Here is a 14,585-nt window from a genome sequence, read left to right as displayed (position 1 = left end):
ATCAATCTTAAAACAAAGAATAACATGAAATCAATCATAAAACAACTTTATACAATCCTGTTGGTGACTGTAGCATGTCTGACAGCCACGGGATGTAGTGATGACTTCAAATCCAATCTTCGTCTGGACGGGGATGTATGGGTGAACGCTATCAAGCTGGATGCATACGCGGGAACGATCGATTATCAGAATAAAACAATCGTAGTAGGAGTTCCTTACGATTATGACGTAACCCGGATGGCAGTCACAGAAATGAATCTTTCCGAAGGGGCTACGGCCAGCATCGCTGTCGGTGAGACCATCGACTTTTCTCTTCCCGTATCTTTGACAGTGAAGAATGGTGATGTACAAATGAGCTACACGATTACCGTGAAGAGAGATGAGGCGAAGATTCTGACCTTCAAGCTGAATGATACTTATGTGGGTAAAGTAGACCAGTTATCCAAAACGATATCTGTGGTTGTGCCGCTGACGGTGGACATCACCCAGCTGAAAGGTACATTTACCGTATCGGATGGAGCCACCGTGACTCCGGTATCCGGAAGTATCCAGGACTTTACAAATCCTGTTACTTATACGGCAACTTACCGTTCGGCAGTTACTCCTTATGTAGTGACAGTCACTCAAGGAAATGTGATTCCGACTGCTTTTGTCGGTACAGCTTCTTCCGTGAGCCAGCTGACAAGTCCTGAAGAAAAAGCCGCTGCCCAATGGATGATGGATAATATATCAATGTCCGAATATATCTCGTTCAAAGATATAGTAGATGGAAAAGTTGATTTAGGTAAATATACCGCAATCTGGTGGCACTTCCACGCAGATAATGGCGACAATCCTCCTTTGCCGGACGATGCAAAAGCAGCCGTAGAGAAGTTTAAAGTCTATTATCAGAATGGTGGCAACCTTCTATTGACTCGCTACGCAACTTTCTATATTAAGGACCTTAGCATTGCAAAAGATGAACGTGTACCAAACAACAGTTGGGGAGGAAACGAAGACTCACCCGACATCGTTGATGGACCATGGAGCTTCCCGATTACCGGCAACGAATCACATCCGTTGTTCCAGGATTTAAGATGGAAAGATGGTGACCAAACAAGAGTCTATACTTTTGATGCTGGTTACGCGATTACCAATAGCACAGCACAATGGCATATCGGAGACTGGGGAGGTTATGAGGATCTGAACGCATGGCGTAACCTAACAGGAGGAATCAATGTGGCATGCGGAGACGACGGTGCGGTAATCATCGCCGAATTCGAACCGCGCGCCAATAGTGGGCGTACGATCTGCATCGGTTCCGGTTGTTACGACTGGTATGGTAAAGGAGTAGACGCTTCTGCCGACTACTACCACTATAACGTGGAGCAAATGACTCTGAATGCAATCAATTACTTATGTAAATAAAAGAATAAGCGATAATTATGAAAAATATGATCTTACATATAGCATTAACCACGCTGTTGGCTTCAATGACCGCTTGCAGTGATGAGATGGACCCCGTATTGACCCAGAAAGATTGGGATGGTACAGCCACTTATTTTCAATCGACCGACGAACACGGCTTCTCCATGTATTACAAACCGCAGGTAGGCTTTATCGGTGACCCGATGCCATTTTATGATCCGGTTGCCAAGGATTTTAAAGTGATGTATCTGCAAGATTACCGTCCGAACCCCGAAGCTACTTACCACCCCATTTTCGGGGTGGCAACCAAAGACGGTGCCACTTATGAATCCCTTGGCGAACTGATTCCCTGCGGAGCCCGCGATGAACAGGATGCGGCAATCGGTACAGGAGGTACAATTTACAATCCGGCTGATAAACTCTATTACACATTCTATACCGGTAATAAGTTCAAGCCTTCTTCCGACCAGAATGCACAAGTCGTAATGGTAGCTACTTCGCCTGACTTCAAAACATGGACTAAAAACCGTACTTTCTACCTGAAAGGAGATACTTACGGCTATGATAAGAATGACTTCCGCGACCCGTTCCTGTTTCAGACCGAAGACGGTGTTTATCACATGTTGATCGCTACCCGTAAAAACGGAAAAGGGCACATTGCCGAATTTACCTCTGCCGACTTGAAGGAGTGGGAATCTGCCGGAACATTTATGACTATGATGTGGGATCGTTTCTACGAATGTCCGGACGTATTCAAGATGGGAGACTGGTGGTATCTGATTTACTCCGAACAGGCTTCTTTTATGCGCAAAGTGCAATACTTCAAAGGCAGAACGCTGGAAGATTTAAAGGCAACTACCGCCAATGACGCCGGAATATGGCCGGACAGTCGCGAAGGTATGCTGGACAGTCGTGCATTCTACGCAGGCAAGACCGCTTCCGACGGAACGAACCGTTACATCTGGGGCTGGTGTCCCACACGTGCCGGCAATGATAACGGAAACGTAGGTGATGTAGAACCCGAATGGGCAGGCAATCTGGTGGCACAACGCTTGATTCAGCACGAAGACGGTACGTTGACGCTCGGAGTTCCCGATGCAATCGACCGTAAATACACTTCTGCCCAAGAAGTGAAAGTAATGGCTAAAGAAGGAAATGTAACAGAAAGCGGTAAGACATATACGTTGGCCGAAGGTGCTTCTGTCATTTTCAACCGACTGAAAGTACATAACAAGATTTCCTTTACCGTAAAAGCATCCTCGAATACAGATCGTTTTGGAATCTCTTTCGTTCGTGGAACGGACTCCAAATCATGGTACAGTATCCATGTCAACGCTGATGAAGGCAAAGCTAATTTCGAGAAAGACGGCGATGATGCCAAATATCTGTTTGATAACAAATTCAACATTCCGGCCGATAACGAATACCGTGTGACAATTTATAGTGACCAGTCGGTTTGTGTGACTTACATCAACGACCAGTTATCTTTCACAAACCGTATCTACCAGATGCAGAAGAATCCATGGTCACTCTGCTGTTATAAAGGTGAAATCACCGTATCAAACATTCAGGTGAGTACATATTAATAGAAAAGTAACATCTTTTACAGTGTTTGAAACAAAAGTGACAGGCGCTTCATCCCGGAGCGCCTATCTTTGCACTGTAACAACCTTAATACCATAAAGCATGAATTTAAAACTCTCTTCCAAACAAATTCAAACCTTCGCGGTTTTACTTTGCATGATTGTGATGAATATTTCCCTATCCGCTCGTGCGGATAATTCTCCTCTATTAATAAAAGACTTAGGAGAAGGACACTGTCTTGTACGCGTCAACACTAATCAGAAATATCTGTTGTTGCCCGTAGAAGATGCATCTCCCGACGTGCGTATCCGCATGATTGTCGATAATAAGGAAGTGGATAACTTCGATGTCCGCCTGGCCATCCATAAAGTCGATTACTTTGTCCCGGTAGACCTTTCGGCTTATTCCGGCAAACAAATCTCTTTCAAATTTAAAATGAATTCGAACGATCCGATTCGTGTCAACCTTTCACCGGATAACACGGCTTGCTGCAAAGAAATGAAATTGTCCGACACGTTCGATACGAGCAATCGTGAAAAGTTCCGTCCCACCTACCACTTCTCACCTCTCTACGGATGGATGAACGACCCCAACGGAATGGTATATAAAGACGGAGAATATCACTTATTCTATCAATACAACCCATACGGTTCCAAATGGGGCAATATGAACTGGGGACATGCCATCAGCAAAGACCTCATCAATTGGGAACATCGTCCCGTAGCCATTGCACCGGATGCATTCGGAACCATCTTCAGCGGTTCGGCTGTGGTAGATTCTAAAAATACTGCAGGATTCGGTGCTGGCGCCATCATCGCTATTTATACCCAAAATGGTGACCGCCAAGTGCAGAGCATCGCTTACAGCACCGACAACGGACGCTCTTTTACTAAATATGAAAACAATCCCGTACTGGTATCCGAAGCACGCGACTTCCGCGACCCGAAAGTCTTCTGGTATGAAGGCACTCAACGCTGGATTATGGCATTGGCAGTAGGGCAGGAGATGCAATTCTTCTCATCTCCCAACCTGAAAGACTGGACATTCGAAAGCAGCTTCGGCAAGGGACAGGGTGCTCACGGAAACGTTTGGGAGTGTCCCGACCTGTTCGAACTTCCGGTAGAGGGGACGAATGAAAAGAAATGGGTGTTACTTTGCAGCTTGGGCGACGGTCCTTTCGGTGACTCGGCCACTCAATACTTTGTCGGAACGTTCAACGGAAAAGAATTTGTAAATGAATCACCCTCCAAAACCAAATGGATGGACTGGGGAAAAGACCATTACGCCACTGTAACTTGGAGTGATGCTCCCGACAACCGTCGCATCGCTATCGCATGGATGAGCAACTGGCAATATGCAAACGATGTTCCTACCTCTCAATACCGTAGCCCGAACTCTGTTCCTCGCGATTTGAGCCTGTTCACCGTAGATGGCGAGACTTATCTTCAGTCGGCTCCCTCTCCCGAACTGCTGAAACTGCGTGACATCTCCAAGAAACGCTCGTTCAAAGTGAACGGAACACGTACCATCAAAGACATGATTGCCGGCAATGAGGGTGCATACGAAATAGAACTGACTATCGAAAATCAACATGCGGATGTAATCGGCTTCCGTCTCTACAATGACAAAGGCGAAGAAGTGGATATGCAATATGACATGAAAGAAAAGAAATTCTCGATGGACCGCTGCAAGAGCGGAGAGGTGGGTTTCAATGAGAACTTCCCAATGTTGACTTGGACGACCATTGAAAGTGGAAAAGACGAATTGAAACTCCGTCTGTTTGTCGACAAATCCAGTGTGGAAGCCTTTGGTGATGGCGGACGTTTTGTGATGACTAATCAGGTATTCCCGTCGGAACCTTACACTCATATCGACTTTTACAGTAAAGGAGGAGCGTATAAAGTAGATTCGTTTGTGATCTACAAGTTGAAGAAATAAGCTCATTCTCCTTACTCTATGCGCTCTTTCCTCGTTTCTTTAGAGTAGAATACTTCTTTCCCTATAGACTAATATGTCTTTCCTTATGGAAGAGTACGTCTGTCCTAGTGGAAGAGTTCTACTAAAGTGCGGAGACGCTTTCCTCAAAGCTACGGTTCTGTTAGTTCGTCACGGCCGTGACGAGATCCTCCCACGGCCGTGGTGAGAACTCTTCACAGCCGTGGGAAGAAGCTACCACGGCCGTGGTAACCCAACAAGACCGTAGCTTTAAAGTAACAAGGAACGTGAGATACACCAACTATATAAAGGACTGATGCATACATTGCCGTAGGGTTATGTGCTCCGCCCTATGGAAACAGAATTCATCATATAAAAGATAAAATAATGGAAAACAGTAAAAACTCTTCCCTCTCCAAACTAATCCCGGTGATGCTTTGCTTCTTCACCATGGGATTCGTTGACCTGGTAGGCATTGCCTCCAATTACGTAAAGGCAGACCTTGGTCTGTCGGACTCACAGGCGAATATCTTTCCGTCACTGGTATTCTTCTGGTTCCTGATTTTCTCCGTACCCACCGGCATGCTGATGGGCCGCATTGGTCAGAAGAAAACCGTATTGCTTAGTTTGATTGTGACTTTCGCTTCTCTGTTGCTACCCGTTTTCGGCGACAGCTATATGCTGATGCTGATTTCCTTCTCCCTCCTGGGCATTGGAAATGCGTTGATGCAGACTTCTCTGAATCCGTTACTTTCCAATATCGTGCGTGGCGACCGCCTGGCAAGTAGTCTGACTTTCGGTCAGTTTGTGAAAGCCATTGCTTCTTTCCTGGCACCTTATATCGCCATGTGGGGAGCGACACAGGCCATTCCGACTTTCGATTTAGGCTGGCGCATCCTGTTCCCTATTTATATGATTGTAGCTGTCATCGCTATTCTTCTGCTCAATGTCACACAGATTGAAGAGGAAAAAGAAGATGGCAAACCGTCTACTTTCGGACAATGCATCGCCCTGCTTGGCAAACCGTTTATCTTGCTATGTTTCATTGGTATCATGTGTCATGTCGGCATTGATGTAGGTACGAACACTACCGCCCCGAAGATTCTGATGGAGCGCATCGGCATGGGATTGGATGATGCTGCTTTTGCAACCAGTCTTTATTTTATTTTCCGTACGGCGGGCTGTTTTCTGGGTTCTTTCATTTTGCGTAAGATGTCTCCGAAATCTTTCTTCGGCATTAGTGTGGTGATGATGTTGATTGCCATGATCGGTTTGTTTATCTTCCATGAGAAGGCAATTATCTATGCTTGCATCGCTTTGATTGGTTTCGGCAACTCCAATGTATTTTCCGTTATCTTCTCGCAGGCATTGCTTTATCTGCCGGGTAAGAAAAACGAAGTTTCCGGCTTGATGATTATGGGACTTTTCGGCGGGACGGTGTTTCCGTTGGCAATGGGAGTGGCTTCGGATACTTCCATGGGACAGAATGGTGCTATCGCTGTAATGACGGTGGGCGTGCTTTATCTCTTGTATTATACGTTCCGTATCAGAAAATAATTTTATAACTTTGGAAACAATAAAACCCGTATATCATGAATAATATAATTGTAGGAATGGGCGAAGCACTTTGGGATGTGTTGCCCGAAGGAAAGAAAATCGGTGGTGCTCCGGCAAACTTTGCCTATCATGTATCACAGTTTGGTTTTGACAGTCGTGTAGTGAGTGCCGTAGGCAGGGATGAACTGGGAGAAGAAATTCTGAAAGTATTCAACGAGAAGAAGTTGAAGATGCAGATTGAACAGGTAGATTATCCTACCGGTACGGTGCAGGTGACGCTCGATGATGAGGGCGTGCCTTGTTACGAAATCAAAGAGGGCGTGGCGTGGGACAACATTCCCTTTACGGATGAGCTGAAACGTCTGGCCTTGAGCACACGTGCTGTTTGCTTCGGTTCGCTGGCTCAACGTAATGACGTGAGCCGTGCCACTATCAACCGCTTTCTGGATACGATGCCTGATATAGACGGACAGCTCAAGATATTTGATATCAATCTCCGCCAGGATTTCTACTCTAAAGAGGTACTGCGTGAATCGTTCCGCCGCTGCAACGTCCTGAAGATAAACGACGAAGAACTGGTGACTATCAGCCGTATGTTTGGTTATCCCGGCATCGACTTGCAGGATAAATGCTGGATTTTGTTGGCAAAATACAACCTGAAGATGTTGATTCTCACTTGCGGCATCAATGGCAGCTATGTGTTCACTCCGGGCGTTGTCTCTTTCCAGGAGACACCCAAAGTACCGGTTGCCGACACAGTGGGCGCAGGCGATTCTTTTACGGCTGCTTTCTGTGCTTCCATTCTCAATGGAAAACCGGTGCCCGAAGCGCATAAACTGGCTGTCGAGGTTTCTGCTTATGTTTGCACACAGAGCGGTGCGATGCCCGAACTTCCGCAGGTTTTGAAAGATAGACTGATGTAATTTTTCTATAAATACAAAGGAGTAAAGGTATATCTCATAGTATGGGGTATACCTTTTTCATTTCTTCCCCTTTATTGTTGGATTTTTGTGCTAATTGTATACCTTTGTGCGATTCACACAAATAATAACTAAAAAGAGAATGTCACTTTATGAAACATGTTTCTATTTTACTCCGCTCAAGAAGCTGGAATGTACTTTTACTTCTATGCATGACCCTTCCTTTATTTGCACAAAAAGAGTATAAAATTGACCAGGTATCTGTCGTTAACGTAGGCGATGGTAGACTTTTGTACCGTGACCTGACAACGGAAAATCCACTGAACGATGAACACCGCATCATAGACGGTTACCACTCTGCCTATCTGTTGGCTTCTTTCAAAGATGGCTTTTACGATGGCAGCTATAAAGAATATCTGGATAATATTCTCATCACGGAGGGCACTTACAAGGAGGGACGGAAACAGGGGCTGTTCAAGATTTACTCTAAGTTTGATGGTAAATTGAAAGAAGAAAAGTCATATAAAGAAGGTAAACTGGACGGTACGAGCAAGACCTATTTTACTACCGGAAAGGTGGAGACAGAGAAAGGTTACCGGATGGGGAAAGAGCATGGCAAACATTTGTCCTACGAATCCGATGGAACCTTGCGGATGGATCATAACTACAAAGATGGTCGTCAGGTAGGCAAGCAATATACTTTCATGAAAGGTACTCACGAACTCTACGAAACGATTTATTATAATGAAGACGGATTGAAAGAGGGTAAATTTTCCTCTATGTTTACCTTTGGAGCGCCTTACGTACTGGGTAGCTACAAGAACGGGCAGAAAGAAGGAGCATGGATGAAATTCGCCGAAACTGGTGACACGCTTACGATTGAAACTTATCAGAATGGAAAAGAAGACGGATTGCAAGTCTTGTTCAGCCCTACTAAGGGAACCCGGGAAAAAGAATATTACATGAAGAATGACCGCAAGGACGGATTATATCGGGAGTACAACCCGGCGAATGGCGAATTGAAATACGAAGCAACCTACCAGCAAGGCAGATTGAACGGAAAAGAGCGCCAGTTAGTAGTAAGTAACCGGTTCGACTATTGGGAGATAACTACGTATGTGAACGGACGTCCGAATGGTTCTTATGAGGCCCGTTATGTGAAGAACGATAAGCTGCGCGAATGTGGAGAATACAAAAACGGACATCGCGTCGGTCGTTGGAAACGCTATGACATTGACGGCAAACTGGAGAAAGAATGGGAAGAAAATTAAATGAGATACGAAACGTACAGGCATAAAAAAAGGAGCAACGCCTTGCTCCAACCTTTGTTAACCTTAAATCTAATACTATGAAAAACACATTGCAAAGATACGGACTTCTGTCAACTTTGCAAATAATCCAAATAAAAAGAGATGTTTTATAACATCAATTAAGTGTTCGTATTACCCTTTATACGTTTGTTAATGGTTCCCGCGTAAATATGGGGGGACCATTTTTACTTTTTTTCAAGGGATAAGATTGCGAATAATCGAATGATTTATAGCATACTCACAGTTTTATTTTCTATTTTTGTTCTCAATCAATCTATCGAATACTATGAACACAATGCTATGCCAGCTAAAGAGCCTGTTGTTATTGGGAGTCCTGCTTTTTTCCAATGGAGCATTCGGACAGCCGATGATCTGGGATGATACCTCTCCCGAAACGATCGTTTTCGAACTGACTAACAAAGAGGCTTTGAAACTTCTCAAAGGCAAACTCCGGCAGAAACAATGGGATAAAATACAGCAGACTCCTTTTGCCCGTTTCACGGATGCTTGGAGCAACCCTCCGGTCAAAGGGCATTTTCTGCTGGCTGATGTAGAGCGGAACGAAGTTCATTACCGTTATGCTCCGGTGATTCCTTTTCATGTTTTCCTTTTCAAGGAGTATGGTGTACTCACCTTGCAGGTGGTTGATGCCGGGGGAACTATCAGGAAAGACGCCAAAGTGCGGGTAGGCAGCAAGGTTGTTTATTACGATGAAGACAGTCAGACGTATACTGACGATAACTGGTCGCAGAAAGAACAACATATCCTGACGGTTGAAGTGGATAAGTTTCGTGCGGTATTCGATTTGAGGAAACACCTTGTACCACCCTGGTATAAAAATGATTATGGGCGGCAAGATGCACCGGAGTTTTATAGTTACCTGATTACTGACAAGAATAAATACAGACCGGGCGAAACTGTCCGTTTCAAGTCTTATGCTCTCTCCGAACATAAACGTCCTCTGAAACAGGAACTTTCATTGTGGATGCGTGTCGGTTCTTCCTGGCGTGACTATAAGAAGATAATGTCCGTCGTCCCTTACCATCCGGGAGGCTTCGCCGGAGAATTCCTGTTGGCGGATTCATTGAATCTGAAGCTCGATCAGAGATATACTGTACAGCTTCGCGATAAGCGGGGACGCATCGTAGCCTCCACCAATTTCAAATATGAAGACTATGAACTGAACGGAAACAAGTTGTTGGTGAAGCTGGCTTCGAATGTGCAATATGCACCGCAGAGTAACCGCATGGATATCAGTGCAACGGATGCCAACGGACTTCCTTTGCGGGAGGTGAATGTAGAAGTGACTGTCGGCAGACAGCAGGTACTGAAGTCGTATGCGCAGATACTTTCTTTGCCCGATACACTGATGTCCGTGCAGGCGGAACTGGATGCTTCCGGGAAAACCTCGGTAGATATTCCTGCCCGGATATTCGGAGCTTCCGATTGCTTCTATACGGCGAATGTAGTTTTGCTTACGGCAGACAATAACCGTTTGGAGCAGCAGAGCAAAGCGACTTTCTACTATTCGTGCTATGATATGCAGTGCACTACGCAGGCGGATACCATTTGCTTTTCATTCTTCGACCTGGGAGTGGAACGTCCTGTGGCGGCCGAACTGACCTATGGTGAAAAGAAAGAAGTGAAGAAAGTGCGTTTGCCCTATCGCGAACCGTTCAATCAGGCAGTGACGGACTATCGTTTCAAAATACCGGAAACAGGATATGAAACGACGATTGCTTCCGCCGCACTTGACTCCAAACTGGAACTGAATGGCGGCATAGAAAAAGATTCGTTCTGTGTCTCTCTTTCCAATCCTTTGCAGCTGGAACTTTCCTGGTATGTGTATCAAGGCAACCGCCTGTTGCAGAAAGGTTCGGGAAAAGAGATGGAACACAAATCCGGAGAGATCGATCCCTCTTCCGTCTATTACGTAGAAGTATTTTATTTCATGGGGGATAAGGAATGTATGTTGAAACGCTCGTACACTTCACCCTCCGAACGGCTGGTGATTGAATCTGATTTGCCGGAACGAGTGTATCCCGGTCAGAAAGTGAAAACAAAACTGAACGTGACCAATATACAAGGGCGTTCGGTATCCAACGTCGATCTGACAGCTTTTGCGGTCAACACGCAGCTGGATTATCACGTACCCGATTTACCCTATTACGGGAGTGCACCCCGTCCGCGCGAGCAACGTGCTTCCTACTCAATGAAGCAAAAAGAGTATCTACATACGGGCACATTGGATTATCAGCATTGGAACCAGTTGCTTCATTTGGATAAGTTGCCTTATTATCAGTTTGCTTATCCTTCGGGAAATCTGTTCCGTCAGACGGTTGATACACCGGATGGAACCACTCAGTTTGCTCCTTATGTGATGCTGAACGGACGGGCGGTGAATATCTATGTGATTGAGCAGAATGATGTTCCCTGCTATTTTTCGTGGACGGAACAGCCTAAACAGTATTCTTTTCCTGTATTGCATCCGTCGGGAAAGCAGAAGATTACGTTGCGAATGCACGACAGGGCTTTCATCATTGATTCTCTGGCTTTCGACCAGGGCAAGAAAACGATTTTAAGTTTCGATATGAATCAGTTGCCGCAAGGAGTGGAAGTAGTCTGGTTGCGGCAGAGGAAAGGGAAATATGATGAGTATAAGTTTACTTCGGAAGAGAAGAAGCGTTATGAACGGTATCTTTGCCGTCTTCCGGTGATGGATGGGGCGGTATATACTTCGCTCGAACATAATGGAAAGCTGTTTCCGATTTCACTCATGGAGCTGTCGCGCTACAAGAAAAAGATATTGGCAGGTCCTGTGGAGCCGGGACCTTGGAAATATATGAATGGTGTGTTGTATCGGCATGAGGGAGGTTTCTCTTATGAATTCGAGGGCAATGTGGTTTATAAATATAAGGATGAGGAAATGTGCCCGGCTTATCTGAATTTTTCGTCTGTGGCAAAGATTCCGACTTTGAATGATTACCATTTATCACCGGAAAGATTCCGTAGTCTGGTGGCTGAACTTCGCAAGGGAAAGAGTTGGCATCCCACCCGGATTTATTTCTCCCTGCCGGATAAGACGTTGAATTTCCGGCTTCCGGAAGAAAAAGATTCTACCGGAGTGGCCAACTTGCTTTTTAAAGACTGCACTACCGGAGAACTGGTTTATCCGGATACCTTAGTGCAAATGAATAGAATATATTCCAAGTTTCCTGCCGGAACGTATGATGCGATTTTGCTTTATAACAATGGAAAGTATCTGAAACAGGATGCTCTGACGATACAATCATATACCTATCTGGATGTAGATATGGAGTCTCTGCCTCTACACGAACGCGATTCGTTGTCAGCAGGGTGGCTCTTGCTGGGAAGAGGAATTGGCAGGATCGGTACAAACTTTCCTGGTCACAGGGAAATGAGGATCAGGCAGTATGTACGCAATTATGGCGGTAAAGTCTCCGGTTATGTGACGGATGCTACCGGAGAGCCTTTAATCGGGTGCAGCGTGGTGGTGAAAGGAACGACGGAGGGAACGATCACCGACATGGACGGATATTTCGAAATGGATTGTGACAGGGGAGGGGATCAGCTCTTGTTTAGCTATGTCGGCTTTAAACAGCAGGAGATGAGAGCAACTCCCGGAGCCAATCTGTTGGTTACTTTGGAAGAAGATAGTCAGGCGCTGGAGGAAGTGGTCGTTGTAGGATACGGCATGCGTTCAAGATCTTCGTTGACGGGGTCTGTTGCCGGATTAATGGTAGGTTCTTCTTCTTCTCCTGCTGCAACCGCACCTTTGGAGAAACTGGAAGAGCAAGATCAGAAAGCGAAAGAAGAGGCGGATAACGAACAGTTGTATAATGAACTGATGCAATTGAATGGCTTACGTAGGAATTTTTCGGATGTGGCTTTCTGGCAGCCTCGTTTGTTTACGGATAAAACCGGAACGGTGCAGTTTGAAACAACTTTCCCCGATAATGTGACGAAATGGGAAACTGTCGTTTATGGCATGAACCGTCGTTTGCAGACGGGTACTTTCCGACGTTCCGTCCGTTCTTACAAACCGTTGATGGCGGAGTTGAAAACTCCCCGCTTCCTGGTGGAGGGGGATCAGAGTACGGTGGTCGGGACTATCCGCAATTATCTGGATGGGCAGCACATAGCTGGAAAAACACTGTTCTGCGTCGGAACGGATACATTGAAACGGCAGGAAGTGAGTTTCACGGATGGATTTCATGAAACAGTGCCGATGCAGGCAGCTCATACCGATAGCGTGACCATCAGCTATCTTTTCACTCGCGACGATGGCTATCAGGATGGAGAGGAATATACGATTCCGATACTGCCACAGGGAACTGAATTGGCGGAGGGCACATTGGGTATTCTGTCCGATGCAAAGACGGTCAAAGTGCAATCCGGCGAGGATGAAGAAGTGATGGTAAGTATCACTGACAATCAGTTGGACATCTATAAAGAATCGGTGAATTACTTGACAGGATACAAATATTTGTGCAATGAGCAGCTGGCATCCAAGTTAATCGGTTTGCTGGCTTACCAACAGTATATGCAGAGTAAGGGTGAAAAGGTGAAAGTAGATAAAGCAATTCGACCTATTATCCATCGATTGACGAATCATCAGAACAAACATCAGTTATGGTCGTGGTGGGGGAACTCTGAAAATACTTCTTTCTGGATGTCTGCGCATATCCTGCGGGCTTTGAAGATGGCGCAAGATGCAGGTTATCCTGTGGAGTTGAATCTGAACGGTTTGAAAGTGGAGTATGCTCATACGCGTCCTTATCGAGGAATGAAACTGGAAGATATAGAAATACTTCATGCTCTGCATGAGTGGAAAGTAGAGGCGGATTATTCTTCGGCAGTCAGATTGTTGGAACCTTTCGTCCGGCAATTGGAACAGAAAGAAGACTCGTTGGCAAATAGAAACAAGTATTATCGTCCTCTTTCATACTTGAAAGAGAAGCTGCTTCTCTGGGAAATCAAACAACAGGTGGATTCGGTGAATGTGGGTGATAGCGTACGTCCTTATCTGAAAAAGGATATGCTGGGAGGTGTTTACTGTGACGACGGACGGCGTACTTATTATTGGGAGGGAAATCAGATGATAAATACATTGATAGCCTACCGGATTATTAAAAATGACCCTTCCCTGTGTAAGTTGAAAGAAAATATGCAATTGTATATTTTGCGGACTAAGGAGCGCGGATGGAATACGTATCAGGCTTCTTCGGCTGTGGCAACTGTTCTGACCGATTTGCTGGCAGGTTCCGGAGGGATGTCAGGAACATCGGTGTCTGTGAGCGGTAAGGATCATCAACGAATTACGGAATTTCCTTATCATGCCCGGCTGACAGCAGGCGACAGTCTGCTTATTTCAAAAACGGGAAAAGAGCCTTTATTGTATAGCGTCTATTCAATGAAGCGTGTGATGAATGCTCGTCAGAGTGATGCTTTCAAGGTGGAGGCGACTTTGGAAAAAGACTCTTTGGTGGCGGGTGTACCTGTTACATTGACAGTTACCTTGCAGGTGAAACAGGAGGGTGCGCAATATGTGATGCTTGAAGTTCCTGTTCCGGCAGGTTGTAGTTATGCCTCAAAACCTGTTAATTTCTCCCGTTCTGAAGTGTATCGTGAGTATTTTAAAGAGAAAACTGTTATCTTTAGCGAAAAATTACCGGTAGGTACTTATCAGTTTACGGTTCCTTTGCTTCCACGCTTTACTGGAAAATACACGCTGAACCCTGTGAAAGTCGAACTGATGTATTTCCCGGTGGTGAATGCAAATAATGCGGGGAGAGAAATTTGGATTACAGAAAGAAATACAAAAGATATACGAAAGAAAGAGAATGATTGA

7 protein-coding genes are annotated in these 14,585 nt (G+C 45.4%); all 7 read left to right on the top strand.

What is annotated here, in order from left to right; genetic code table 11:
- Positions 1-24 precede the first annotated feature (24 nt).
- The 7 genes from NQ505_RS24515 (at position 25) to NQ505_RS24485 (ending at position 14,585) form a co-directional block, all read left to right on the top strand.
- On the top strand, positions 25-1,407 hold the full coding sequence (locus NQ505_RS24515; RefSeq protein WP_008999767.1) for a DUF4960 domain-containing protein: 1,383 nt from the start codon (positions 25-27) through the stop codon (positions 1,405-1,407).
- 17 nt (positions 1,408-1,424) lie between these two features.
- Entirely contained in the window at positions 1,425-2,993 is a 1,569-nt protein-coding gene (locus NQ505_RS24510) for a glycoside hydrolase domain-containing protein (RefSeq protein WP_008999768.1), read from the top strand.
- A 100-nt stretch (positions 2,994-3,093) separates the two neighbouring features.
- Positions 3,094-4,929: a DUF4980 domain-containing protein gene (locus tag NQ505_RS24505; protein ID WP_008999769.1), complete on the top strand. Its 1,836-nt coding sequence runs from the start codon at positions 3,094-3,096 to the stop codon at positions 4,927-4,929.
- Positions 4,930-5,313: 384 nt separating this feature from the next.
- Positions 5,314-6,483, top strand: coding sequence for an MFS transporter (locus NQ505_RS24500; RefSeq protein WP_008999770.1), 1,170 nt, complete (start codon positions 5,314-5,316; stop codon positions 6,481-6,483).
- A gap of 35 nt (positions 6,484-6,518) precedes the next feature.
- Positions 6,519-7,406, top strand: a complete 888-nt coding sequence (locus NQ505_RS24495) for a carbohydrate kinase family protein (RefSeq protein ID WP_004311736.1) — start codon at positions 6,519-6,521, stop codon at positions 7,404-7,406.
- A 149-nt stretch (positions 7,407-7,555) separates the two neighbouring features.
- Positions 7,556-8,674: a toxin-antitoxin system YwqK family antitoxin gene (locus tag NQ505_RS24490; RefSeq protein WP_008999771.1), complete on the top strand. Its 1,119-nt coding sequence runs from the start codon at positions 7,556-7,558 to the stop codon at positions 8,672-8,674.
- Between the two features lie 325 nt (positions 8,675-8,999).
- Positions 9,000-14,585: a carboxypeptidase-like regulatory domain-containing protein gene (locus tag NQ505_RS24485; protein WP_008999772.1), complete on the top strand. Its 5,586-nt coding sequence runs from the start codon at positions 9,000-9,002 to the stop codon at positions 14,583-14,585.

This window comes from Bacteroides sp. D2 (assembly GCF_025147085.1).
Taxonomy (GTDB): Bacteria; Bacteroidota; Bacteroidia; order Bacteroidales; family Bacteroidaceae; genus Bacteroides.
Note: the sequence above shows the minus strand (reverse complement) of the source record. Positions and strands in the feature narration are given on the sequence as shown.